The sequence below is a fragment of the Streptomyces sp. NBC_01116 genome (assembly GCF_041435495.1).
Classification (GTDB): domain Bacteria; phylum Actinomycetota; class Actinomycetes; order Streptomycetales; family Streptomycetaceae; genus Streptomyces.
The window spans coordinates 7,811,331-7,835,829 of record NZ_CP108644.1 but is presented as its reverse complement, the minus strand read 5'-3'; the positions used below and the strand labels follow the sequence as shown (position 1 = coordinate 7,835,829).

At 71.5% G+C, this 24,499-nt stretch carries 15 protein-coding genes and 2 pseudogenes; 8 read left to right on the top strand and 9 right to left on the bottom strand.

The window, feature by feature from the left end:
* Window positions 1-91 precede the first annotated feature (91 nt).
* A pseudogene (locus OG245_RS34295) lies at window positions 92-1,429 on the bottom strand (alpha-galactosidase); the annotation flags it as partial.
* Window positions 1,430-1,584: 155 nt separating this feature from the next.
* Window positions 1,585-3,654 (bottom strand): discoidin domain-containing protein, encoded by a 2,070-nt coding sequence (locus OG245_RS34290; RefSeq protein WP_371627229.1) that lies wholly within the window; start codon window positions 3,652-3,654, stop codon window positions 1,585-1,587.
* A gap of 794 nt (window positions 3,655-4,448) precedes the next feature.
* On the opposite strand from OG245_RS34290, the gene OG245_RS34285 reads away from it, so the two are divergent.
* Together OG245_RS34285 and OG245_RS34280 are read left to right on the top strand one after the other, a co-directional pair.
* The gene (locus tag OG245_RS34285) at window positions 4,449-5,105 is read left to right on the top strand and encodes a fasciclin domain-containing protein (RefSeq protein WP_371627228.1); all 657 of its coding nucleotides are present in this window, start codon (window positions 4,449-4,451) and stop codon (window positions 5,103-5,105) included.
* Window positions 5,106-5,544: 439 nt separating this feature from the next.
* Window positions 5,545-6,660, top strand: coding sequence for a M23 family metallopeptidase (locus OG245_RS34280; protein ID WP_371627227.1), 1,116 nt, complete (start codon window positions 5,545-5,547; stop codon window positions 6,658-6,660).
* 128 nt (window positions 6,661-6,788) lie between these two features.
* Here the strand turns inward: OG245_RS34280 and OG245_RS34275 are convergent, their stop codons facing one another.
* Window positions 6,789-7,994, bottom strand: coding sequence for a PP2C family protein-serine/threonine phosphatase (locus OG245_RS34275; protein ID WP_371627226.1), 1,206 nt, complete (start codon window positions 7,992-7,994; stop codon window positions 6,789-6,791).
* A complete protein-coding gene (locus OG245_RS34270) occupies window positions 7,991-9,598 on the bottom strand; it encodes an ATP-binding protein (RefSeq protein ID WP_371627225.1) in 1,608 nt (535 codons plus the stop codon). Before OG245_RS34270 ends, OG245_RS34275 begins: the two co-directional genes overlap by 4 nt.
* Before the next feature lie 112 nt (window positions 9,599-9,710).
* On the opposite strand from OG245_RS34270, the gene OG245_RS34265 reads away from it, so the two are divergent.
* The 4 genes from OG245_RS34265 (at window position 9,711) to OG245_RS34250 (ending at window position 14,325) form a co-directional block, all read left to right on the top strand.
* Window positions 9,711-10,484: a response regulator gene (locus tag OG245_RS34265; protein WP_371627224.1), complete on the top strand. Its 774-nt coding sequence runs from the start codon at window positions 9,711-9,713 to the stop codon at window positions 10,482-10,484.
* Window positions 10,485-11,068: 584 nt separating this feature from the next.
* On the top strand, window positions 11,069-11,389 hold the full coding sequence (locus tag OG245_RS34260) for a hypothetical protein (protein ID WP_371627223.1): 321 nt from the start codon (window positions 11,069-11,071) through the stop codon (window positions 11,387-11,389).
* A gap of 388 nt (window positions 11,390-11,777) precedes the next feature.
* Window positions 11,778-13,427, top strand: coding sequence for a SpoIIE family protein phosphatase (locus tag OG245_RS34255; protein WP_371627222.1), 1,650 nt, complete (start codon window positions 11,778-11,780; stop codon window positions 13,425-13,427).
* 88 nt (window positions 13,428-13,515) lie between these two features.
* Complete coding sequence (locus OG245_RS34250; RefSeq protein WP_371627221.1) at window positions 13,516-14,325, top strand: SAM-dependent methyltransferase; 810 nt, start codon at window positions 13,516-13,518, stop codon at window positions 14,323-14,325.
* Window positions 14,326-14,696: 371 nt separating this feature from the next.
* Here OG245_RS34250 and OG245_RS34245 read toward each other — a convergent pair.
* Together OG245_RS34245 and OG245_RS34240 are read right to left on the bottom strand one after the other, a co-directional pair.
* Window positions 14,697-16,268 (bottom strand): annotated as a pseudogene (locus OG245_RS34245) (SulP family inorganic anion transporter); the annotation flags it as partial.
* A 75-nt stretch (window positions 16,269-16,343) separates the two neighbouring features.
* Window positions 16,344-16,733 (bottom strand): DUF1269 domain-containing protein, encoded by a 390-nt coding sequence (locus tag OG245_RS34240; RefSeq protein ID WP_371627220.1) that lies wholly within the window; start codon window positions 16,731-16,733, stop codon window positions 16,344-16,346.
* A 907-nt stretch (window positions 16,734-17,640) separates the two neighbouring features.
* Between OG245_RS34240 and OG245_RS34235 the strand changes: the two genes are divergently transcribed.
* Window positions 17,641-18,771, top strand: coding sequence for an EcsC family protein (locus OG245_RS34235; protein ID WP_371627219.1), 1,131 nt, complete (start codon window positions 17,641-17,643; stop codon window positions 18,769-18,771).
* A gap of 150 nt (window positions 18,772-18,921) precedes the next feature.
* Here OG245_RS34235 and OG245_RS34230 read toward each other — a convergent pair whose 3' ends face one another.
* A complete protein-coding gene (locus tag OG245_RS34230; RefSeq protein WP_371627218.1) occupies window positions 18,922-20,574 on the bottom strand; it encodes a class I SAM-dependent DNA methyltransferase in 1,653 nt (550 codons plus the stop codon).
* Window positions 20,575-20,834: 260 nt separating this feature from the next.
* Here OG245_RS34230 and OG245_RS34225 point away from each other — a divergent pair, with 260 nt between their 5' ends.
* Complete coding sequence (locus OG245_RS34225; protein ID WP_371627217.1) at window positions 20,835-21,773, top strand: SDR family oxidoreductase; 939 nt, start codon at window positions 20,835-20,837, stop codon at window positions 21,771-21,773.
* 73 nt (window positions 21,774-21,846) lie between these two features.
* Here the strand turns inward: OG245_RS34225 and OG245_RS34220 are convergent, their stop codons facing one another.
* Together OG245_RS34220 and OG245_RS34215 are read right to left on the bottom strand one after the other, a co-directional pair.
* A complete protein-coding gene (locus tag OG245_RS34220; protein WP_371627216.1) occupies window positions 21,847-23,124 on the bottom strand; it encodes a pyroglutamyl peptidase in 1,278 nt (425 codons plus the stop codon).
* 152 nt (window positions 23,125-23,276) lie between these two features.
* Window positions 23,277-24,467 (bottom strand): cytochrome P450, encoded by a 1,191-nt coding sequence (locus tag OG245_RS34215; protein WP_371627215.1) that lies wholly within the window; start codon window positions 24,465-24,467, stop codon window positions 23,277-23,279.
* Window positions 24,468-24,499 lie beyond the last annotated feature (32 nt).

The window sequence follows — 24,499 nt, the reverse complement described above, 5'->3', positions numbered from 1 at the left end:
GAGCAGGCCGTCCTCGGTGCTCGATCCACACACGGTCGGGGTCGGTGGCGCCGGGCTGCCCCGCCTCGCTGAAGGGCCGGTTCATGTCCCATTTCAGGAAGACCACGTCCAGCTCGGTGACGGTCCTGACCAGCCATTCGACCGCCCACTCACGGACGTCGCGCCGGGCGAAGTTCAGCACGTGCTGGTTGCGGCGCTGCGTGCGGGTGCGGCCGTCCTGACTCAGGATCCGGTCGGGGTGGTTGCGGAAGAGGTCGCTGTCGGGGTTGACCGCCTCGGGCTCGACCCACAGTCCGAAGCCCATGCCCAGGGCGCGTACACGGTCGGCGAGCGGGCCGAGGCCCTGGGGGAACCGGTCGGGGTTGGGCCACCAGTCGCCCAGCCCGGCCGCATCGCCGGTACGCGCGCCGAACCAGGCGTCGTCCACGACGAACACCTCGACGCCGAGGCCCGCGGCCAGGCCGGCCAGTTGTCTCTGCTGCTTCTCACCGATGTCGAACCCGGTCGCCTCCCACGAGTTGAAGATCAGCGGGCGTTCGGCCGGACGGGCCGGCAGCACCTCCCCTTCGACGAAGGCGTGCCAGCGGCGGCTGGTGCCGCCGAAGCCGTCGGGGGCGTAGAGGCCGGTGAAGACAGGGGTCTCCAGGTGCTCGCCGGCGGCCAGCTTCCAGACCAGACCCTCGTGGCCGAACCCGCCGGTCCAGGAGGCACGGCCGTACGGATCGCGGCGCACGGTGATGCGGCGGCTGCCGCTCCAGGCGAGAGCCGCGCTCCACACCTCGCCGTGTTCCTCGGCGGCGTCCCCCGCGTCGAGCATCAGCCAGGGCCCCGCGTGCTGGCCCGTGATGCCCAGGCGGCTGGTGAACACGCTCTCCCCGACCGGCACATGGTCGCGCCGGAGCTGGAACTCCCGGCCCCACTCCCCCACCACGTGGCTGACCCGGTAGTCGTCGCGGGCGGGCAGCGTCCAGGCGGCGGAGTCGAGGCGCAGGACGTCCACCTGCTCGCCCGCGGTGAGGACGGCCCACCGCTCGATCTGGTCGTGGCCGTCCCGGATCCGGTAGTTCAGGTCGAGGGAGAGGCAGCGGACGCGGTCGGTGAAGGAGAGCGTGAGCCGGCCGTCCTCGACCGCGTGCGAGACGAACCGCCACGCGAAGCCGCGGACCCCGTCGGCGAACCGGACGGTCAGCGACGGCGCCCCGAAGCGCAGGCCGCCCTCGACCGCGAACTCCTCGCCCCCCGGGTCGTCGCCGCCGGGATCCTCGGCGGGCAGGTCGGCCGCGACGGCGACGGCCTGCTCCAGGCTCAGCGGACGGCCCCAGTGCACGTGCCGGGGGACGTCGTCGGCGTCGAGGCGGAAGGCGTAGGCGGTGCCGGGCGTGCACAGCAGCCAGAGGCGGGCGGCGGAGTCGTAGGTGATCACGCGCATCCTCGAAGGTGAGGGGGTCCGGCCGGTCGTCGACGGCGCGCCGGCGCCGGGCGGATTATGCAGGAGCCGCCGCGACCGGGCGGATCAGGCAGAGGTCGCCGCGACCGGCCGGATTACGCAGGCGCGCTGATCCGGCCGGCCTGTGCTGTACCGCCTCAGCCGGCGGCGTGGACGGCGACCTCGCGCAGCGAGTAGCCCCACTGGGTGCCGCGCGTCAGCCCCTTCACGCGTACGTAGCGTGCCTGGGCCGTGGCGAAGCGGGCCGTGTCCAGACCGCCGTCACCGACGTCGGTGGACCACACCGTCTTCCAGTCGGAACCGTCGTCCGACAGTTCGACGCGGTACGACTTCGCGTACGCCCCCTCCCAGTCGACGGTGACGCGCCCGACCGGCTTCGCCGATCCGAGGTCGATCCGCAGCCACTGGTCGTCCTTCCACTCGCTGGCCCAGCGGGTGCCCGTGTCGCCGTCCACCGCCCTGTCGGGCTTGAAGCTCTCGAAGGGGTTCCACCACTCCGAGGAGGACGCCGTGGCGGATGCCCCCTTGGCGAGGTTCGCCCCGGGCCTGTACGCCTCGGAACCGGCCCAGGTGCGCAGGTAGGACTCGGCACCCGTGAACAGCTCGTCGACGACCTTCCGGCCGCCGACCCTCCGGATGTCCTCGATCCAGTCCGGGACCATGCCGTAGTGCGCGCCACCGGCGGTGTTGAAGTCCCACGTGCGCGATCCGGTGGTCAGCTTGTCGACGACCGAGCCGCCGTCCGTGCCGCGGAAGGGGTACGTCACCGGGTTCGGGGCGTCCGCGCCGCGCGGGGCCGGCCAGCCGCCGACGCCGTTCATGTCGGTGCCGTAGCCGTAGCCAACCTTGTACTTCTCGCGCAGCGCCCGCGTGCGCTCGGCCTCCTCGATGAACCCCTCGGAGGCACCCATGTACTGCGCGGCGAACCCGCCGAGCCTGTAGAGGCGTTCGGTCCAGCCCAGGTCCATCCAGCTGTGCGAGGAGATGACACCCGGGTACGCCTCGGACTCCAGGATGTCGAAGGCCTGGCCTGCGGCCCTGACGCTCATGTGGTCGAGCTCCAGCATCATGCCGCGCTTCATCATGCCGCGCACCGCGTACGCGCCCAGGTCGGTCAGCCCGCGGGTGTTGCACTGCGCGTCCGCGTCGTACGAGGGGACGTCCACGCCCTGCGGGAGCTGCTTCTCCGCCTGCGGCGCGGCCGCGTTGCCGATGGGGTTGTCGTGCTGCGGTCCGCGACAGGTCTCCGTCTTCCAGAACGTGCCCGTCGACAGGAACTGGCCCACGTTGATGGCCGTGCCGAGCGCACCGGAGTCGTAGCGCACGCCGCACAGGGCGTTGTCGAACTTGTGGCACAGGAACATGCTGCTGACGCCCAGTTCCTTCAGCTCGTCCAGGCCCTTGTCGATGTCCGCCCTGCTGCACTGCGCGACGTCCAGGATCTGCTTGCAGCCGAACGGCTCGGAGGTCTCCACTCCCAGGACGACGGCCAACTTGCCCTGCTCGACGACCTGTCGGGCCTGCGCGCTGCTGGTGACGATGCGGAAGAATCCCTTGCCCGGGCCGCCGTACAGCGTGTCGATGTAGTCCTGCATCGCGTACGTCTTCTTCGCCTCGAGACGGATGGCGTCCATCTCGTCGCAGCCGCGGTCCTTGAAGAAGTACACCGAGCAGATCACGCCGTTGGTGACCAGGTCGTTGACCAACACGCGCTGGCCGCCGCGCCAGGCCCGCTCGATCCAGGCGTAGTAGTTCTGCTGGTGGGTCAGCGAGTCGTGGGCGGGCCAGTCCTTGAACGTGGGCCATCCGACGGGGTCGTGCCTGCCGTCGCCGCCCTTGGTGATCATGTCGAAGACGGCGAGGGAGCCGTCGGGGTAGTGCTCGGGGCAGTCCTTGAGCGCGTCGGCCACGCCCCGCTCCGAGTACGGCTTGCCGCAGATCAGCCGGCCGCCGAAGCCCTCGTTGGACATGATGTGGTCGTGGGCGTCGACGAAGCCCCGGACGCGGCCCTGTGCGTCGGTGCCCTTGAAGGGCTCGCCCGTGACACCGATCTGCGAGTCGGGGGCGGGCCGCGTCGTCGGCTCCCACCAGTTGGACTGTGCCGCGGAGCTGGGCACCGGCCCGAGCACCAGGGCCAGCACGGCGAGCAGCAGCGACACGACCGTGACGGAACCGAGTCTGCGCCGCAAGGGTTGAACGATGGCCATCGCGTGCTCCTTAAAGGTGAGCCGGGCTCATATTCTGCTCTCAAGGTAGGGACGCGAGGCCGCGACGCCAAGACCCTGACGGGAGGACACCGAAGATCCCCACATCGAGGTGCGGTCACAACGGGACGAAGCGGGATACGGCCCCGGGTCCGCCGCGGCACGACGCGGAGCAACATGGTCAGCACCGGGGGCGCCACGCCTGGCGGCCGCCAGGCGGCAGCGGCGTACGCGATCCCGTGCCCGCTCTGCGGTCGATCCCCCGCACCGGACGGCCCTCTGCTCACGGAGAGGACCGTCGCGGGGCGCCCAGGAGAGTGACGCCCCGCGACAGCAGTCCCCCACGGGCCTTCCGCCGCGGGGAACGGGTGAGGCATCCATCCCCGACGGAAGCCTCGGCGTGTGCGGCGCTTCCTCCGAACAGCCGCCCACATGGGGCATTCGCCACCGCCGACGCGCCGGATTGGCCGGCCTCGCGCATGACACCCGGACGGCCCAGGACTGCCCCGGGCTCAAACTTCCTCACCCTCGGACCAATCCGATGGCCCGGCAGCCCCGAACAGCAGACATGACGACCGAGGCGGCACCGGCACAGCGCGAGATTCCCTGTCCGCGCACCGCACGGTCGATCGCGCTGGCCGTCGCCGCCGCGCCCCGACGCCTGACGAGACCGCCCGACGCCTGACGCCCGACCCGACACCCGACCTGACATCAGCGCTCGCCATACCCGAGCGACGCCACACCCACACCCCCGACCGACACCCAGCGCAACCGACCGACCACACAGGAGATTCTCCGTGAACGCCTTCCGCTTCCGCCGCGCCGCCATCGCCGTCACCGCCGCCGCCGTCCTGCCCCTCACGCTCACCGCCTGCGGCGGGGACGACAGCTCCTCCGACACGGCCACCGACAAGGCGAACAGCTCCGCCCCCGCCGACGACAAGTCGAGCCCCGCGACCGACGGAGCCGCCGCCGCGGACGGCCCGTTCGGCCCGGCCTGCGCCTCCGTCCCCCAGGACGGCGCGGGCTCCTTCGACGGCATGGCCCAGGACCCGGTCGCCACCGCCGCCTCCAACAACCCGGCCCTCTCCACCCTCGTCACCGCCGTCAAGAAGGCCGGCCTCGTCGACACCCTCAACAACGCCCAGAACATCACCGTCTTCGCACCCACCAACGAAGCGTTCGCCAAGATCCCCAAGGCCGACCTCGACAAGGTCCTGGCCGACAAGGACATGCTCACCAGCGTCCTCACCTACCACGTCGTCGGCGAGAAGCTCTCCCCCGGACAGCTGGAGAACGGAACCTACGACACCCTCCAGAAGTCCACCCTCACCACCAAGGGCTCCGGCGAGAACTACACCGTCAACGACACCTCCAAGGTCGTCTGCGGCAACGTCCCCACCGCCAACGCCACCGTCCACATCGTCGACACCGTCCTCATGCCCAAGGCCTGACCACCCCCACAGCCAGTACCGCCAGTACGACCAGCCCGGCCCGCGCAGTACCGAGCCCCGAGTCACCTCCACCGACTCGGGGCTCACCCCGTACCAACCCGTGCTGACAGCGAGCGGACCTTCCGGCCGCAGAACCACCCGTCGCCGTCGGACCTGGAGCCCGATCCCGCTGAACGCCACAGCGACGCGACACCGACGCCAGGGCGTGGTGCCGGCCTCGACGGCCGACGGTCGACTGCGACACCTTGGCCGCCTTCGCGTTGCGGGCCCTTCCGGACGCACCCTGTTCCGGTGACTCGATGGTCCGTAAGCTACGCGCATAGATTTGGCGCAGACATGACAGGCCCTGGTTGCCCTGATGTCCTGACGTGGCCGCGCGCTCCATACAGCTCTCGCTCCTGTCTGCCTGTCAGGCCCCTCCTCCAGAAGGGACACCACCATGCTCTCCAAGCTGTCCGCGAGAACCGCCGTCGCCGCCGTCGCCGCCCTCGGCCTCCTCGCCACCGCACCCTCGGCGACAGCGGCTTTCCGCGACTCGGCCGCAAGGTCCGCAGAGGCCCCGGCGGCCCCCGCGGCCCCCGCCCAGGCGCCTTCCCTCGATGTCACCGTGAAAATGCCGTCTGCGGTGGCCAACCGCCTCGGCACCGGGCGGCAGGCACTGATAGACGCCGTCTCCACGGACGTCCTCTCCCGGTCCGACGACGCCAAGGGGCTCACCCCGAAAGCCGCCTTCAGCAAACTCGCCGACGAGAACCGGGAGGTGGTCGTCGATGTCCGTACCGTCTCGGCCGACTGGGCCCGTGGCGTCGCGTACATCGAAGCGCCCCGCACCCACCACGGGGAGCCGGAGGGCTGGCTCTACATCGCTCACCGCAAGGACGGGCAATGGATCCCGGGCCTTGAGGGCGACCGCGAATTCGCCGATCACGTGGCCACGTCTCCGCTGGTCGGCGAGGCGGAGCGGCGGACCATGACGGCGTACGCCCAGCGCAGGGCGACCCCGCAGCAGGAGACGCCGTCGGTGGGGACCACGGCTGCCAACACCGGCGGATTGCTGCTGCCCTGGATGCCCGACTACTACATGACGCTCACCGGCGGAGCGCACTCCCACACCGGCTCGACGGGCTACTGGAGCAGCCTCGACTTCGCGGGAGGCAACGCCAGCGGTCGGGTCCGCTCGTCCCGGGAGGGAACGGCGACCTCGATGTGCGGTGCCGGCGGCGGCTGGACCCGAGTGATCCACCCCGGCGGTTTCTCGACGGACTACTACCACATGTGGAACACCACTTACTACAACGGAACATCGATCGCCCGCAGCGCCCTGCTCGGCACCATCGGCATCGACACCTGCGCCGGCGGAGCCGCGACCGGAGCCCACGTGCACTGGAGCCTGCGCACGTACGACGCCAACTACAACGGCCAGTACACCTGGCTGAACGGCCGCACCATCGGCGGCTGGGCCTGGTGGAACGGCTCCGGCCAGTACACCGGGTGCGCGACCCGTTCGGGTGTCACCGCCTGCCCCGGCACAGCGATCTACAACCGCACCAGCTGACCACTGCCCTGTGCCTTGCCTGCGCCCCGGGACAGCAGTCCGGGGCGCAGGCACAGGCCTGGACGGGCGGTGGGGTCACCACCGCCGGTCTCGACGTACCGCGCCGCTACGCCCTGCGCTCCCGACCCTCAGGACGGGGAGGACAGGTTGCCCCAGTCGAGGCGGAGCACTGCCAGATCGTCACTGTGCCGGCCGGCGTTCAGCCGGTGGGTTTCCTGGATGAGCCGGTCCACATGGGCACCCGGGTCCGCCGGTGGCAGGCTCCCGATCAGCGTGAGGAGACCTTCCACGCCGAGTCGCTCGTGGTCTGCGCCGCTGTGGCCTTCGGTCAGGCCGTCCGTATAGAGGGTGAGGGCTCCGTCGGGCGGGAGCGGGACGGTGGTGGAGGGCCAGGAGCGGAGCCCAGGGACGATCCCGAGCGCGATGCCGTGAGCTGCGGTCACTTCACGCGTCCCCTCCACTGTGGTCAGCAGGGGCTCGTGGTGGCCTGCCAGGTGGAGGGTGACGGTGCCGGCTCGCTGGTCCAGTACGAGGAGGGTGCACGTGGCGAACAGGGAGTGACTGGCCCGCTCGGCGATCAGGATGCGCTCCATCAGGTGGAGCAGTTCCTCGCCGCGGTGTCCGCCGAGCACGAGGGAGCGCCACGCGATCCGCAGGAAGACACCGAGCGCGGCAGCGTCGGGTCCGTGGCCGCTGACATCGCCCACGACCGCGTGGAGCCGGCCGTCGTCGCCCTCCACCACGTCCAGGAAGTCCCCGCCCAGCAGCGCCATGGCGGCGCCGGGCAGGTAGCGGGAGGTCACCTGGACCGAGGAGGTGTCGAGGATGGGCTGCGGGAGCAGGCCGCGTTCCAGCCGGGCGTTCTCCTCCGCGCGCTGCCGGGCCGCCTGGGCCTCGGCGTTGGCGCGTTCGGTCCGGCTGCGGTAGACGGCGTAGCGAACGGTGCGGTGGAGAAGGTCCGCTTCGACCTTGCCCTTGACGAGGTAGTCCTGAGCACCGGCAGCCATGGCCTCGGTGCCTGCCTGGGCTTCGGAGAGACCGGTCAGGACGATCACAGCCGTGTGCGGGGCCAGCGTTCGAACGGCGGTGAGCGCGGCGATGCCCGACACGTCCGGCAGGTGCAGGTCGAGGAGAACGCAGTCGGCCCGGCCGGTGACCAGTTCGGTGCGGGCGTCGGCCAGCGTGGTGCGAGTCGTCAGCTCGAAGCGCAGCCCGGTGTCGTGGAGGAGTTCCTCGACGAGCAGAGCATCGCCCAAGTCGTCCTCGACGAGGAGAATGCGGTACTGGGTCGGGCCCGGTGGCACATGAGGAGTGTGCTCCGCGGCCTCGGTCACAGCGCCGGCTCCGCGTTCGCGCGAGTGGCCTCCGGCAGGGCGGACAGGGCGGGACTCTGCGGCGGCTCGGGGGCCAGGGTGAACATCATCCGGGTCCCGTTCCGGTAGTCCGGGTCGATGGTGATGGTGCCGCCGTGGAATTCGACGATCTTCTTGCACATCGCCAGGCCGATGCCGCTGCCGCTGTAGGTGTCCTTCGTGTGCAGCCGCTGGAAGATGACGAAGATCTTCTCGGCGTACTCGGGAGGGATACCGATGCCGTTGTCGGTGACCGTGAAATGCCACAGTCCGGCCTCCTGGACCGCCGTGACGTGAATCCTCGGGCTCTCCCCCGGGCGGTGGAACTTGATGGCGTTGCCGATCAGATTCTGCCAGAGCATGACCATCTGGCTCGGGTCGGCGACCAGGCTGGGCAGGCGATCGTGAGTGATCGTCGCACCGGTCTCCTCGACGGACACGCTCAGCGCCGCCAGGGCCTCGTCCAGCACCGTGTCCAGGTCGACGCTCTGCTGGGCGTTGTGCACCCTGCCCACGCGGGAGAAGTTGAGCAGATCGCTGATGAGGATCTGCATACGGTTCGCCCCGTCGACGGCGAAGTCGATGTACTGGTCGGCCCGTTCGTCGAGCTGCCCTCCGTAGCGCCGCTGCAGCAGCTGGGTGAAGCTGGATACCTTGCGCAGCGGTTCCTGGAGGTCGTGGGAGGCGACGTACGCGAACTGTTCCAGTTCGGCGTTGGAGCGCTGGAGGTCCGCGGACTGCGCGTCCAGACGCAGCCGTGCCTCCTCCGTGAAGGCCAGTTCCCGTACGAGGCGTCGGCGCATGAAATCGATCTCACCGCTCAGACGCCGCAGGTCGGCCGGGCCGGTCGGGGTGATGGGGTGGTCGAAGTCGCCTGCGGCGATGATGCGGGCGTCGGCTCCGAGGCTCTCCAGCGGTCTGTTGATGCCACGGCGCAACCCTTCGAAGACGAGAGCGGCGAGCGCGATCATGACCAGTGCGATGGCGCCGAACACCCAGTTCCGCAAGCTCATCATGGACTGCAGGTCCGCTCGGGCCTGAACGCGGTCCGCGCGCAGCTTCTCCTGCTGGTTCTCCAGGGCGACACGGACTTCATCGAAGGCGGCCTTGCCGTTGGCCACCCGCTCCGCGGCCAGCGGGGAGGGTGAGCCGGGCGGTGCGGCGGCCACGGGCTCGGCGATGTCCTCCTGCCACCTGTCCACGGCGTCCTGGACCGCTGCGAGGTCGTTCGTCCGGGCGGGATCGCCTTGGAGCAGTTCCTCGATCGACCGGATATGCGCCTTCTGGTCCACGATCCCCTGCCGGTAGGGGGCCAGGAATTCCGGTATGCCGGTCAGGCCGTACCCGCGGATGCCGGTCTCCTGGTTGACCATGGCCGTTTCCAGGCGGAACGCCGTGGACAGCGAGGGAGAGCGCACGTCCGTGAGGTCGTTGCTGATCGACTGCGTCCGCCCCAGAACCCATGTCCCCGCCACCCCGAGAAGGGTGAGCACGACCAAGGACGCGGCGACCCCTACCCGGAGCCAGCGACGGGTCGTCCATGAGGACAGTCTTCGACTGCGTGGTTGCTGCACATCGCCGGTCATCCTGAGCGCTCCTCGCTGGGGAAGCCGCCCTCGTGGAATGCGGCCAGCACACTCTAAGCCCATCCGACAACGCATGTTGTCGTTGGGCCGTTCGGGGGCCTACAGTGCCGGTATGCCAGGCAAGAACTTCGCATTGCGGACCACCCCTCAGGAGACAGCCGCCATCGCGGACGCGAGGATCAGCGATCTCGCGCAGCGCCTGGCCCACCAACTGCGGGAGGCGCCACCGGCATCGTCCGTGACCGGCGACCCGGCGTACCCGCTGACCCTGCTCCACGTCCTGGACCAGCTGCAGCAGGCCACCGAGAGGCTTCAGCGGCAGGCGGCCACCGACGCCGCACGCGCGGGCGCCGGTTACCCGCAGATCGGCGCCGCCTGTGACATGACCCGGCAGGGGGCCCGGCGCCGCTGGCCGGGGCTCTTCCACCACTCGAACGAAAAACCCACGGAGCAACCGACGATGACCACGCCCGCCCGCCCCTTCGACGTCCTGCTCGTCGAGGACGACATCGCCGACGCCATGCTCATCGAAGAAGCCCTCTCCGAGCGCGGGACCCGCAACCTGGTCCAGGTCACCGACGGCGTCGCCGCTCTGGAACACCTTCGCTCTCCCGACTCGGCCCGGCCCGACCTCATCGTCCTCGACCTGAACATGCCCCGCATGAACGGCCACGACCTGCTGAAGGTACTGAAGAGCGATACCGACCTGCAGTCCATCCCCGTGGTCGTACTCACCACATCGACCGCCCCGGACGACGTCACCGGCGCGTACACCAGCCACGCGAACGCCTACGTGACCAAGCCCGTCAACCTGGATGCCTTCGAGCAGGCCGTCCAGAGCATCGACGCGTTCTACCTCGACACCGCCACCCGGCCCCGCCCGTAGCCGACGGGCTTCTCCCGCAGCGCCTGGTCCGGCTGTCACCACCAGGCGCGGGGAGCGCCGTACCGATGTTCCCGGGCGGCGGCGTGACAGCGCGCCCCGGGACTCCGGCCGGGCGAGCAGACGGGGCGGCTTTCGCAGGGTCGGCAGGGTCGGCCTCGGCGCGCCTGCCACTGGATTCGGGCTCGGAGTCCCCGATGGACCGCGGCCCTGCGGAAGCCTGCCGAGGTTCACCCCCCCGCCGCCCGTTTGCTCAGCAGTACGCGCGCCCGGGCAGCGACTTCGACAGAGACGGGCGCATCGCGATGCGAGCGGCGCAGTCGTGGGCCTGCGGCAAGCCCTTTCGGCTTCCGCACGCCCCCGGCGCATGCCTGTGCGCCACCGGCACGGCACCCCCTCCCCTTCCAGCAATGACACCATGTAGCCAAGCGGGCACTCCTTGGAGTCGCCTGGGAGGTGAAGGTGCAGGGTTCCGGGGAGACATCGTCGGCGGCCGGGCCGACGTCCGGATCCACGGTGACTATCTGGAGGACCACCTCTGACGGGCAACACAACCGCACGCAACAGCCCAACCGGGAAGGCACCTCGTGAACACCAAGCGCACAGCCGTGACGACCGCCGCCGTGCTGACGCTCCTGGGGACACTCTTCGCATCCCCGGCCGCCGCCGCGCCGCCCCAGGGCGACTTCACCGCCACCGGCGTGAAGATCCGGTCCAGCTACCACACCGACTCGTCCGTCCGGGGACACGGCAATCCCGGCGACGGATACACCTGGATGGGCGGGCAGAGCAACGCGGAAGCGGTTCACTGCCCGGACGGCAGCGTCAAGGACCACTGGACGTACGTGCACAACAACCGCACCGGTGTCGAGGGCTACGTCTCCGACTGCTTCATCAGGGAGTTCTGACCTCTGACCTCTGGCCTCTGGCCTCTGGCCGAGCACCCGAACGGAGCGGGGCGAGGGCCGGGGGGTCACCTGGATGGGGAACTCGCGGTCGGTCGCCCACCTTCCTCTCGGGCAGGTGCGGGGTGTGGCCGTCGGCCGGTCCGCCCGCCGGACGGGCCGGACGCCGGTCATGCACTCCCGTGAACCCTGCTGGGGGCCCGTGGTCGTGCGAAGCGCCCGGGTGTGCTGATGTCCCGGATGCGAGAGATCATCGGAGCATGAGTGGTGATGATCCACTGACGCCGTCCGGAGAACAGGGCGGGCGGAGCCGATCAGGGCCGCCGGCAGGGGATGCTGTGCCGCCGGCCCGGCCCTCGTGCTTGTCGGCCCGGCGGCGGAGGGGGCGGCCGTGAACGAGAAGCGTCTCCTCAGGCGGTACCAGGCGCTCATGGGGGCCGTGCCGCAGTCGGTGTGGGTGATGTCGCCCGGCGGTGTCGTCACCGTGTTGTCCGGGGGCGGGGTCGCCGAGAAGCTGTGGACCCCCGACGCCGACACCACGTGGATGGACGCCGTGCATCCCAAGGACCGGGACTGGTTCCAGCGCGCGTGGCGCAGGGCCACGCAGCAGCAGTCCCCTCTCGACACGATCGTCAGGGTGCGGCTCGACGGGGCAGCCGACCGTTTCCGCCACGTCAAGATCATCGCCGCGCCCGTTGTCGACGAGAACGGTGAGATCGAGTTCGTCGGAACGGCCACCGACGCGGAGGAGAACTGGCGAACCCGTATGCGGGAGAAGTTGCTGGCCCGCATGGCGGCGGTGCCCGCGGCCCACGATCTTTCGGAGGCCTTTCTGACGACGGCGGCGGCCGTGGTGCCCGAACTCGCCGACGCGGTGGCCATCTTCCGCGTGGTGGACGGCGTCGAGGCCGGTGTGCGGCCCGCCGACGCACCGGCCTCAATGTCTCCGGAGCGCGTGGGGCTTGCCCCCGGGCTGCCTTCCCTGCCCCCGCTGGACGTCGATTTCATGCTCGGTCCGGTGGCCCAGCGGGCCATCGAGAACCAGGAGGCCCGGCTGCTGGTCTTCCCGCCCGACGGGCCCCCCGGGGACGGGCTGTCGGACGTCTCCGTGCGGTGGCTGCGGGAAGCCGGGGCGACGGGCGTGGCCCTGCTGCCCGTGGTGGTGGACGGCCGGACCGTCGCACTGGCGACCATCGCGACCTGTCGGGGCAACCCGCCCCCGGACGAGGCCGACCTCTCGCTGCTGCGGGATGTCTTCCAGCAGATGAGCGGGCCGCTGCGCCGGACGATGGAGTTGCAGAGCATCCGTGGCAAGGCGCTCGCGCTGCAGCAGTCGTTCCTGGCGGCCCCGCCGTCCGTCGAAGGGCTCACGATCGCCGCGCTCTACCATCCGGCCGACTCGGCGGCGGAGGTCGGCGGGGACTGGTACGACGCCGTCCGGCTCTCCGCCGACGCCCTCGCCCTGTCAATCGGTGACATCGCGGGGCACGACCTCGACGCGGCCATGGCCATGGGACGCGTCAACAGCCTCCTGAGGGGGCTCGCGTACGACAGCGGGCCGGCCGGCAGTCCGGCGGTCACCCTGAGGCGGCTCGACCGCATCGTGCAGGCGCTCGACAGTCCGTCGATGGTGACGGCGGTGCACGCCGTGCTGCGCCGGCGGACGCACGGCGGCTGGCACTTCGCCCTGTCCAACGCCGGGCACCCGCCGCCCCTGCTGATCCCGGCGGACGCGCCGTCGCGGTATCTGCACGGCCTCACGGCCCCGGACCCGCCGCTGTGCGTCATCGACGACCTCGCCCGCACCACCCTCCACGCGGACCTGCGTGAGGGTGACACCCTGATGTTCTACACCGACGGGCTGGTGGAGACACCGAACACGGACATCGGCGACAACCTCCGCCGGCTGCGGACACGCACCGACGCCCTGGCACGCCGGAGCCCGCCGCTGCCTTCCCTGATCCGCGGCCTTCTGCCACCTCTGCACCACCGCCGGGACGACATCGCCATCATCGCCCTGCAAGCCCGCCCGGACTCGTGACCGCCCCTGTCGGAACCTCATCGTTTGCGCCCGGATCAGCGCCTCTATACCGTCGAGAAGGCCCGTCCCCGGACGAAAGAGGCTCCGCATGAACACGCCGAACGACCATCAGGGCGGACTGGCGACCTCACGGGCCCACTCCGCCCGGGTGTACGACTACATCCTGGGCGGCAAGGACCACTACCCCGTGGACGTCGAGGCGGGCGACGCCATGGCCCGGCACTGGCCCGCCCTGCCCGTGCACATGCTGGAGAACCGCCGGTTCATGCACCGCACCGCGCGCTTCCTGGCACAGGAACGGGGCATCCGCCAGTTCCTCGACGTCGGTACCGGACTTCCGACGTCGCCGAACCTGCACGAGATCGTGCAGGAGGTGGCGCAGGAATCCCACGTGGTCTACGTCGACAACGACCCCATCGTCCTCGCTCACGCCCGCGCCCTGCTCCAGTCCTCGCCCGAGGGCGCGACCGCGTACGTGGACGCGAACATGCACGACCCCGACGCCATCCTGGGCAGTGCCGAGTTCCGCGAGCTCATCGACCTGAACCGGCCCGTCGGCCTCATGGTGATCGGCATCATGCACTTCATCCTGCCCCCGGACGACCGGCGGCTGGTCCAACGGCTGCTGGACCCGCTGGCCTCCGGAAGCTATCTGGCGATGACCATCGGCACCGCGGACTTCGCTCCCGAGGAGGTCAACCGGGTCGCCCAGGAGTACCGCGAGCAGGGCATGCCCTTCGTCCTGCGCGATCTCGCCACCGCCACCTCGCTCTTCGACGGCCTGGTGCTGCAGGAGCCGGGGGTCACCCAGGTGCACTCCTGGCGGCCGGGCCCGGAACAGAGCGGCATCGACGGCCGCGACATCGCCATGTACGGGGCGGTCGCCAGGAAGCCCTGACGAGCCGGGAGCCACCTGGTGTCCTGTGTCGGTACAGGCCCGCCCGGCGTGCGGTGTCCTCGCCGTGCTGCATGCGCCTGCGGGCCTGGTCGGCCCGTGGACGCTCCCGGCCCGCGGCCTCGGGGGTTCGCTGTAGCGTGCCCCTCCCTGATCCCGTGACCGGGTGGAGTGGCCCGGTGATGGTCAGCCGGCGCGGCCCCGACGCCGAGCCTCAACGCCGGGCGGCGGGGTGAGCCGGGAGGCCGGGGCTGTTCGGGTGAGTGGGCGGACGCCCATCGACGAGCGTCGTCGAGAGCGGCGTCGAGGGGACCGAACAGGTCGGGGGCCGCGGGTACGATCCCGCCGTCACCCAGCCGGGCGGCGACTCCGGACCGCTCCAGGAGCCGTACGAGCGAGGGGTGGACCCCGCACAGGACCAGGCGGCCGCCCCGGTCCGCGAGGGCGTTCGCGTACCGGTCGAGGAGACCCAGCATGGCGGAGGACGGCACGTCGGGCAGCGTCCGGACGACGAGGACCAGGACTGCCCCGCGGGCCTCGTCCATGGCGGGCAGTCGCGTCTCGATCCGGGGCAGTTCGGCGAAGAACGACGAGCCGGCGTAGTCGAGGACGGTGACCGTGCCGGGTGCGAGGGCCTTCGGCGGTTCGGCGGTCTCCCACCGGCCGCTGTCCCGCCGCACGAGAGCGACGAGCTTCGCCTGGCGGGCGGACTGCGCGCAGTACAGCAGCAGGGACAGGACGGCGCAGAGGACGATGGCCTGCTGGAGCGGGAGCTGGGTCGTGGCGAGGAAGGTCAGCACCATCGCACCGGCCGACATCCACGACGTGCGGAACACCAGCAGGATGTCGTGCCGCTTGCCCCGGACCAGCTCACCTCCCACCACCAGGATCAGGCCGCCGAGCACCGGCATCGGGATGCGTTCGGCGAGCGAGCCGCACAACAGCACGACCAGGGCGAGGAAGACGCCGGAGACGATGCCGGCCCAGCGGGTACGAGCACCGGCGGAGACCGCCACGCCCGTACGGGACATGGAGCCGCCGGACGGCAGGGCCTGGAAGAGGCCGCCGGCGAGGTTGGCGTAACCCTGCGAGCGGAAGTCGCCGTTGATGTCGGAGCGCGTGCCGTCCGGATTGGGCATGGACGGGGCGATGCCGGCGGCCTGGGCGAGGGCGACGAGCGCGACCGAGACCGTGCCCCACGCGAGGTCGGGGACGGCGGAGAGGCCGGGTGCGGTGAAGGAGGGCAGGGCGGCCGGGGTGGAGGCGATGTCCCTGACCGATTCCACGTCCGTGCCGAACAGGACGACGCCCGCGGTGACCGCGACCATCGCGATCAGGAGCGCCACCGGTCGCAGCCGCTTCACGGTCCGGGCGAGTGCCCAGACGGCGATGGTGGCGAGGGCGGTGAGGGTGGCGGCGAGCTGCCAGTCGCCGATGTGCCACAGCCAGTCGCCGAGTTGGTGGAGCTTGTTGTGTCCACGGGGTCCGTAGCCGGTGGCGTCCTTGAGGACACCGGCGATGATCTGCAGGGCGATGCCGGTGGAGAAGCCGGTCATCACGGCGTTGGAGACGAAGCTCATCACCGCACCGAGCCGCAGCGCCCGCATCAGCAGCATCACCACGCCGACCATGACCGTCAGCAGGGCGACGTTCCCGGCGTCCTTCGGATCGAGGCCGGCCTCCGACAGGACGCTCTGCGAGGTCAGGGCGATGGCGCTGGTCAGCGTCGTGACCACGAGGACCGTACGGGAGGTGAGCGAGCCGACGATCGCCGGTACGACGCCCGCGTACAGGCCGGCCACCGGGTTGAACCCGGCGATAGACGCGTACGCCATCCCTTCCGGGATCGAGAAGAGTCCGGTCACCGCACCCGAGCCGAGATCCGAAGGCTTCGGCTTCCCCAGCCGGCGGGCCCCGCGCCGCAGCGCCGTCCATGGTCCGGGCACGCGGCCCCCCTTTCCGAAGCCAGGGCCCGCCGTGCGTCACCTCGCACGGCGGGCTCACGGGATGGCGGACGGGGGTCAGTCGGCGAAGACCTCGCGGAGCTTGGCCTCCTTCTCACGGTCCAGGTTCGACTGGATCAGCTCGGCGTGACCATCGGGGAACGCCGCACGCACCCGGTCGACCACGGCGTCCTGCGACAGGAGGAAGAGCGCGGACGTGCCGGGCGTGACCTTCGACTTGACCGATTCGATGAAGTCGTCGTCGATCCCCACGTCGGACAGCTTGCCGCCGAGCGCGCCCGCCGCCGCGCCGACCGCGGCGCCGAGCAGCGGCACGAAGAAGAGCAGGCCGAAGAGCATGCCCCAGAAGGTGCCGGAGAGCGCTCCGACGCCCGTGAGGTTCCTCAGCTGCTTCGTCTTCGGCTTGACCGCGTCGGCCGGCCAGCTGACCGTGGCCGCGTCGAGCACCTTGATCAGTCCTGCTTCTGCAGGTCCAGGAGCGAGCTCTCGACACCGGTGGCGCTTTCGGGTGAGTCGAACTTCCAGACGGTCAGCGTGGCCATGGATCCTCCGCGGGACGCGAACAGACAGGGACGCCGGAGACGGCGTCCGGACAGCGCCCATTCAAGGCCGGACGACCGCATCGCGCACCCTGGGAGGAAAACCGGCACGTCATCCGTTTCGCCCCGGTCACTCGTTCGGCCTCCAGCGCGGGCCCGGCACCGGAACGCCGACCAGGATCGGCGCACCGAAGCCGTATGTCCGCTGTCCGCGGCAGCCGGGAGGACACGGATGAACCGGCTCCGCCCGAGGACCGACACCGCCACGCCGAACCACGTCCTGGCGGTCGGGGCGCCGTGTCCATCGCCGACTCCACCGCCACGGCCGGCCGCAGGACCGTCGCCGCCGGCCTCATGGTGCTGATCGCCTCGCTGTGCGCGCTGCTCCCGCTCGGCGTCTACTCGTCGGCGGTACGAGGTCGGCGCAGGTGCTCGGCGACCGGAAGGCGTGGACGGACGGAACATTGCAACCTTTTCCTCATACGGACGGTCACCGTCTGCATGCGCCACCGCACCCGGGACGGGTGGCCCGAGTTCGACCGGCTCCACTCGCGCGCAACCGTGACCCGTTGACGCTGTCAACGGACTGAATTCCCGCTGCTGCCATGGCAGTTCGTGTACAGTTGCGGTGACCGGTCTTCCGCTCCGCACCACTGAGCGCGGTGTTCTGGAGGACCCGCTGATCGACGGCGAGAGTCCTGCCTCCGCCCTCACCGTCTCCGGGCCACAGCCTCCGCCACCCCGCCCGACAGCTCTCGACGCACCACCTGCCGGGTCACCACCCGCGCATCACCATCCACGTCCCAGGGGGGACCATGAGCAACCGGCAGTCCGATCAGCTGCCCTCGGACTACGAACTCGACGCCTGGCGCGCGGTCCAGGAGTCCAAGGGCCGGCCTCTGTCCCGAGCCATGAGGAACGCCGGCGAGCACGTGGCCAACGGCGTCTCGCACCTCGGCAAGCGTGCCGCGAAGCAGCTGGAGAACCTGCCTCGGGCGAAGGCCGCGCTCTCACGTGGGCAGGGAATCGTCGCCAAGGGCGCACAGAAGGTCGGTGCCGGGGCACGCGTGGCCGCCGACGCCCTCCCGGACTGGAGCGGCACCGCCGCCCAATCCCTGCGTCAGACAGTGGGGCGGGCCTCACGGGCGGGCCTCTCACCCAAGCGCGTGGTGACGCTCCACCAGAAGCGCGGGCACGACGTCGACTCGCTGCGGGACCTGCGCCGTCTCGACCTCGAACAGGTCGACGCGGTCCGCGGGCGGGCGGCCGGCTGGTACTTTCCGGCGGCGGCCGCACCCTCGGGAGCGGGTGCGGGGCTGGTGATCTCCGGAGGAGAGCTCGTCATCGCCGCCTCCGCCGGCGCCGCGGCGGCCCCCTCGGGAGGAGCGATCGCGGGCGCTTTCGTCGCCGATACGGCAGTCGTCCTCGGACTCGCGTCCCGCGCGGTCGGACAGGTCTCCCTGTTCTACGGCTACGACCCCGAGGAGCCTGCCGAGAAGCTCTTCGTGATGTCGGTCGTCAACGTCGGGACGGCGAGTTCGGCCACCGCCAAGAACGCCGCGATGGCCGATATCTCGCGGCTCACGCAAGCACTCTTCCGCGGCAAGACGTGGGAGGTCCTGAACGAAGCGGTGGTCGCCAAGGTCTCCCAGCAGTTCGCGAAGGCGTTCGGCTTCCGCCTCACGAAGAAGGGGCTCGGCAAGGCGGTTCCCGCCTTCGGAATCGTCGTCGGAGGCACCCTCAACTGGACCACGCTGGAGGGGATCGTCGACGCCGCCGACATGGCGTACCGGCGGCGGTTCCTCCTGGAGAAGTACCCGCAGCTCGCCGACGACGAGACCTCCGGATCATTTCCCGGCACCGGCCCGGACACCCCGGACGACGCCGACGAGGACATCAGCCTGCTCACCGAACTGGCCGAGGCGGGCGGCCCCGACCTCCGTTGACCTGACGTCCCGGCGGTGAGCGTCATCACGCGACCGCCGGGAAGAAAAGGGCCCCCGCCGCTGCGGTTCCCGGCCGACCCGGCGGCCGATGCCGTTCAGGGCGACCCGAACGGGATCGGCCGCCGGGAGCAGGCGGCAGGGCGCTCCCCATCAGCTGTCCGGGGCGAGCGCGCCGTTGCCGAGTCCGTCCCTGGCCAGTGCCACCGCGTCCCGGCTCAGCTCCGCCACTCTCCGCGCCCGCTCCTCGAACTCCTGGAGCGCCCGGAAAGCCGCCCCGTATCGTCGTTGCCCGGTGATGTCCATCCGCGGGATGCGGGCGCCCCTGCCGTCGAGGCGCAACGTGCCGCCGGCGCTCGTGGAGCGTCGGGGGCCGGCCGCGCCGCGCAGGAAGCCCTGGAAGTAGTCGGTGTCGAGCCGGTCGCTGATCGAGACCGGTTCCGGATCGCCGTACTCCACGAGTCCCGCGCGCGCGAGGTCGGCGACGCTGACGGCGGGCCCGTCCAGCGGGCTCGGACCGTCACCCGCGAGCAGCGTCGGCAGTAGCTCTGCCAACAGCCCTACCCGTTCGGCCAGTTCGCGTCGCAGGGTCTCGTACTCGACCGCGTAGTCACGATGGACATCCTTGACATGACGGCCGGGCGTGAGGTCGACGGCATCATCGAGCAGATCGATCAGGGGGACGTTCGCCGTCCGGTCGGGGGCCGGCTCCAGGGAACCGTCCGGGTCGCTCGCCGACAGATCCACCATACGGACGCCGGTGAGGGCGTCCCGCGGTGTCCGCGGCCGACGGAGCTGCCAGAGGTGGACGGGAAGCGCATGCGAGGCCGCCGTGCCCGACGGCAGGGCGATGACCTGCTCGACGACGCCCCGCCGCACGAGCTCGGCCCTGATCCGGCGGCCGGCCTTGCGGTAGGCGACCGAGGCGGGCAGAACGATCAGGAGGCGACCGCCGGGCGCGGTGTGCGCGTAGGCGTGCTGCAACCAGGCGAGTTCGCCTTCGGCACGGGACGGGGTGCCGAACTCCCAGCGCGAGTCGAGCAGCAGATCCTCGCGGCCCCAGTCGGGTTCGCCGACCGGAGGGTCGCAGACGACCAGGTCGGCGGTGAGGTCCGCCCATTGGTCGTCGCGCAGGGAGTCCCCCGCGACGACGCGCAGGCCGGTGCGCCCGGTGAGGTCGGCCCGAAGTCGCGCGAACTCGGCCCTGACGGCGTCGGACTCCTGCCCACAGCGCCGCGGGCCGCTCTCGGGGCCGACGGCGAGCAGGAGGGAGCCGATACCGCAGGCCGGGTCGAAGATGGTCGCGTCACGTGTCACCTCGCCGACGAAGTGGTGGACGGCACGCAGGACACGGGGCGAGGTGACCTGGTCCGACCCGGCCCGGCGCACGGAGTCGGTGAAACGCTCCGAGAGAGCCGTCACGGCGGCTCCGGCGCCCTCGGCCTCCGCCAAACTCCGTGCCAGCCGGACGATGTCCGGCGGCAGCCGCTCAGGCGCCTCTCCCCCGGCGAGGAGACGAGCGGTCTCCAGAAGTCCGCCCAGCATGTCGTCGCCGTACCCGCCGCGCAGCGCCTGCCACAGCCGCACCTCCACGGAGACTTCCCGCCCCTTGCGCTGCCCGTCGAGCCACGCCCGCACCTCCGCCAGGTCGAACAGCGGGCTGCCGGCACCTCCGCCGGCGGGCCCGGGGAAGTCCTCGTGGCGTCGCCGCCAGTTCGAGACGGCGGCACGGGTGACGCCCGCCAGCCTCGCGATCTCGGCCCCGGTGACCAGGGGACCGGCTTCTCGGGCAGGGGTGTCCGTCATACGCGTAACCGTACACAGCGCGGCTTCCGCCATCAACGCGAAGGTTCGTTGACGGCGTTCACACCATCGAGAGGGGGCGCGGAGGCCGGGGGACGAGCGGGGCCCGCGACGGGTACGGCGCGTCCCGTCCTGAGCCGGATCCGTACCCGGCCCCGCCGCCGCCCGGCGCACCGGCCCGGTTGCGGCGGAGGGCGGGTGGCCTGACGGTGGGGCGGAGGCCGCAGCCCGTGGCGGGCGCGGCCAGGAAGCGAGGAGAGCCGATGCACGACAACCCGGGCGGGCGCGGGGCACGCCGCGCTCCCGCCCGTCCACCGCACGGGCGGGTCGCGGTCGTCACCGGCGCCGCTCGCGGCGTCGGCGAGGCACTCGCCCGTAGCCTCTCCGACGCCGGGATGCAGGTCGCCCTGCTCGGCCGGGAGAAGGCGACCCTGCTGGAGACCGCCGCGTCCCTCCCCGGCCCGAGCATCTGCGTCGAGTGCGACATCACCGACCGGGCGACGCTGGCCGAAGCGGCGCGCCGTGTGGAGAGGGAACTCGGGGCCGCGAGCGTGGTCGTGGCCAACGCCGGGATCGCGGTGAGCGGTCCGTTCGACCGTACCGCGGCCGAACTCTGGCAACGCGTCATCGATGTCAACCTCATCGGATCCGCCAACACCGCCCGCGCCTTCCTGCCCCAACTCGCCGCGACCCGCGGATACCTCCTCCAGATCGCCTCCACCGCCGCCTTCGGCGCCGCACCCATGATGAGCGCGTACTGCGCCTCCAAAGCGGGAGCGGAGTCGTTCGCCCTCTCCCTGCGCGGCGAGGTCGAACCGGACGGCATCCAGGTCGGCATCGCCTATCTCCACTGGACCGGCACCGACATGCTCACCGGCCTCGACGACGACCCCGTGCTCCAGGCCCTGCGCCGCAACCAGCCCCGCCCCGCCCGCCGCGTCCACAGCGCCGCCCAGGTCGCCGAATGGCTGACCCGGGGCATCGCCCGCCGCAGCCGTCAGGTCTACGCACCGCCGTGGCTCCGCTGGTGCCAGCCTCTCCGGCCCCTGTTCCCGGTACTCGTCGCCCGGACCGCCCGGCGCGAACTACGGGCCCGCCCCAGCGTGAGGCTGTCCTCCCGCGGCGAGGTCCTGGGCACCGGAGGGCGAGCCGACTGGGGCGCCCACCAGGAGTCCCGCACCACTCCCCCGTCCGGCCGGTAGGACCGTTCGGCCGGACCGGCAGGGTGAGGCGATGTCCACGGTGAGGACGGTGGGTGTCCTCCACCTGGCGGGGTTACGGGCGCGGGGCCGGGTTTCCCACCGCCGTCCTCACCAACTCCCGTACCTGGTCGACGATGTCGGAGCGGTTGCGTTCGAAGTCCGGGTCGGTGACGGCACCCGTCCGCGGGTTCGTGTTCTCCGCGCCGAACTGGAGGACCGGCGTGTGGAGATGGCCGCCCGGCAGCCGCGGCAGCCCCAGCCGGTCGCGCAGCAGGGTGGCCCGGTAGGCGATCTCGTTGGAGAGGTAGTCGCCGCCGCCTCCGGCCCGCGCCGCCGAGCCGGGCGTGGGGCCTTCCGGCCTGGTCACCGGTTGCGCGCCGCCCGCCGGGATCTCGGTGACCTCGGTGTTGTCGTACACCGGGAAACGACCCGTGTCCGCTGCGGCGAGCTGGCGGTACGGGAGTGTGGTGGTCGTCCACTGCGGCTGCGTGCCGGGGTCGTCGACGGGGACGGTCCCGGTGCTCACCGCGTTCTCGTTGTCGGGGAAACCGCCGCGCCAGGCGCCGTTGGTGCGCTCCACGTCGAAGCGGCCCGGACGCCCCTGGCTGACGGTGGTGAACAGGTCCAGGCGGGGCAGTTGCCGGGCGAGGACCCGCTCGACGGCTCCCTCCGCGAAGTCCGCCCAGCGCACCGGGAAGACGACCGTCTCGATCCGGGCCGGACCGTCGGCGGTCCGCACTGTGGTGCCGTCCAGGGCGAGCGCACTCGCGCCCGAGGGATTGCCGATCCGGGTGTCCCTGTCCAGCGTGAACGGGTCGAAGCCGGTGAGGAGGACCCGCTTCACCCGGTGGCCCGGGAAGCGCAGGTCGTCCTGGCCGCGCGAGGAGGTCTCCAAGGCGGTGTGCAGCGCCCTGCGCCGCTCGTCGGTCAACCCGAACCGTGGTGTCCACGCGCGCAGTTCGCGACTGAGCGCGAGGCGGGCCCAGTACAGCGGGCGGTCGTCGCCCCGGCTCAGATCGCCCGTGGCGGGCCCTCGGCCCTGGGCGCGGTCGACGGCGCGCCGCCACAGCGCCGAGGCGTGGCGGGTCACCGTTCGCTCGGCCTGCGCGTAGCCGTCGGAGCCCCGCAGGGCGCGCTCGAAACGCGGGGCGAGGGTGTCGAATCCGCTGCGCCGCAGGATCTCCCGCGGCGCCGCCCGATCGAGACGCTGCTCCTCGACGGTCGCCGCCGCGGAGGTGCGGGCGGTGTCCGCCGGGTACGCGGCGGCGTGCGTCGCGGGGCTCGCGAGGACGAGCAGGAGCGCCACGCCGCCGAGGCCGAGCCGGGTGGTCGCGGAGAAATGGTGCGTCACGTGGGTCCTTTCGGGTCAACGACTCGTCGCAGTATCGCGGCACCTCCGGAGGCGAAGCCATAGGGCAGGACCCGTGCAAGCACGTGGAGAAGGGGACGGAGCACACGAAAACACCAGCTGTTCACCGGCGGAGCGGCCGGCCCACGGCGGCCCTACCATCGGACGCCGAGCCACTGGGGGCTGCGGGAGGTCGTCCCGGTCCGCCACACGACCGTGTCCATGGGTGTGGCCAGGCGCAGGTCCGGGAAGCGGGCGGCGAGGCGGTGCAGGGCGAGCTGCAGCTCCGTGCGGGCCAGCCAGGCGCCGAGGCAGTAGTGGGGGCCGGCGCCGAAGGAGAGCGTGGGGGCTTCCAGCGGGGCGAACAGGTCGTGGAGGGTGGTGGGCGGGAAGATTTCCGGGTCGCGGTTGGCCATGCCGCAGTCGGCGAGCACGATCGCGCCTGCCGGGATCGTCACCCCGCCGACCTCGACGTCCTCATCGGCATGGCGGGTGCTGCCCCGGTCGTCGCCCAGCGGGACGAGGTGGACGAGACGGTCCACGAGGCGTCCGGCGGCCTCCTCGTCGGCGCCGAGGCGGGACCAGACCTCGCGGCGTTCGCCCAGCAGGTAGAGCAGCGAGTTGCCGAGCATGGTCATGGTGCTGTCGTGTCCGCCGACGACCAGGCCGCACACGAGGCTGACCAACTGGGCCTCGGGGACGCCTCCTTCCTCGTCGGCCGCGGCGACCAGACTGCTGATCAGGTCCTCTCCCCGCGTCCGGCGCCGCTCGGCGAGCAGGTCCGCGCCGAACGCGCTGAACTCCTTGAGGACCGACGCCACCTGCTCGCCCTCATGGGTGCCGTCGGAGAAGGCGTGTTCGCTCCAGTGCCGCATCCGGTCCCACGCGGACTCGTCGAGCCCCATGAGCCGGCTGACCACCGCCACCGGCAGGGGAAGGGCGAACTCAGCGACGATGTCGGCCGGTTGGGGCCGGGTCTCCAGCCGGTCGAGGAGCTCCTCCACCATCGCGCCGATCCAGGGCCGCCAGCGGGCGACGGCCCTCGGGGTGAACGCGCGCCGCAGGGTGCGGCGCAGCCGCAGATGGTCGAGGCCGTCCTGGTTGAACATCAGGTCGGGGTTGTTCACGAGGTCGGGTACGCCGGAGAGGGCGGGCGCGTCGGGGGCGTACAGCCGGGCCCGGCCGAACCGCGGGTCGGAGAGCACCTGGCGGACGTCCTCGTACCGGCTGACCAGCCAGGCGGGGCCGCCGTCCGGCAGCTCGGCCGGACGGGGCGGCCCGGGTTCCTCGAAGAACAGGCGGTGCATCGGCTCCGGGGCCGGTCGCGTGGGGTCGATGGTGGTCAACGTGCCTCCTGGGCAGGGACGTTGGATCGGGA

Bases quoted from the DNA above. Each gene is read 5' to 3' on its own strand.
- OG245_RS34250 (WP_371627221.1), top strand. From the start codon at position 13,516: ATGAACACGCCGAACGACCATCAGGGCGGACTGGCGACCTCACGGGCC.
- OG245_RS34225 (WP_371627217.1), top strand. From the start codon at position 20,835: ATGCACGACAACCCGGGCGGGCGCGGGGCACGCCGCGCTCCCGCCCGT.
- OG245_RS34290 (WP_371627229.1), bottom strand. From the start codon at position 3,654: ATGGCCATCGTTCAACCCTTGCGGCGCAGACTCGGTTCCGTCACGGTC.
- OG245_RS34230 (WP_371627218.1), bottom strand. From the start codon at position 20,574: ATGACGGACACCCCTGCCCGAGAAGCCGGTCCCCTGGTCACCGGGGCC.
- OG245_RS34235 (WP_371627219.1), top strand. From the start codon at position 17,641: ATGAGCAACCGGCAGTCCGATCAGCTGCCCTCGGACTACGAACTCGAC.
- OG245_RS34265 (WP_371627224.1), top strand. From the start codon at position 9,711: ATGCCAGGCAAGAACTTCGCATTGCGGACCACCCCTCAGGAGACAGCC.
- OG245_RS34280 (WP_371627227.1), top strand. From the start codon at position 5,545: ATGCTCTCCAAGCTGTCCGCGAGAACCGCCGTCGCCGCCGTCGCCGCC.
- OG245_RS34270 (WP_371627225.1), bottom strand. From the start codon at position 9,598: ATGACCGGCGATGTGCAGCAACCACGCAGTCGAAGACTGTCCTCATGG.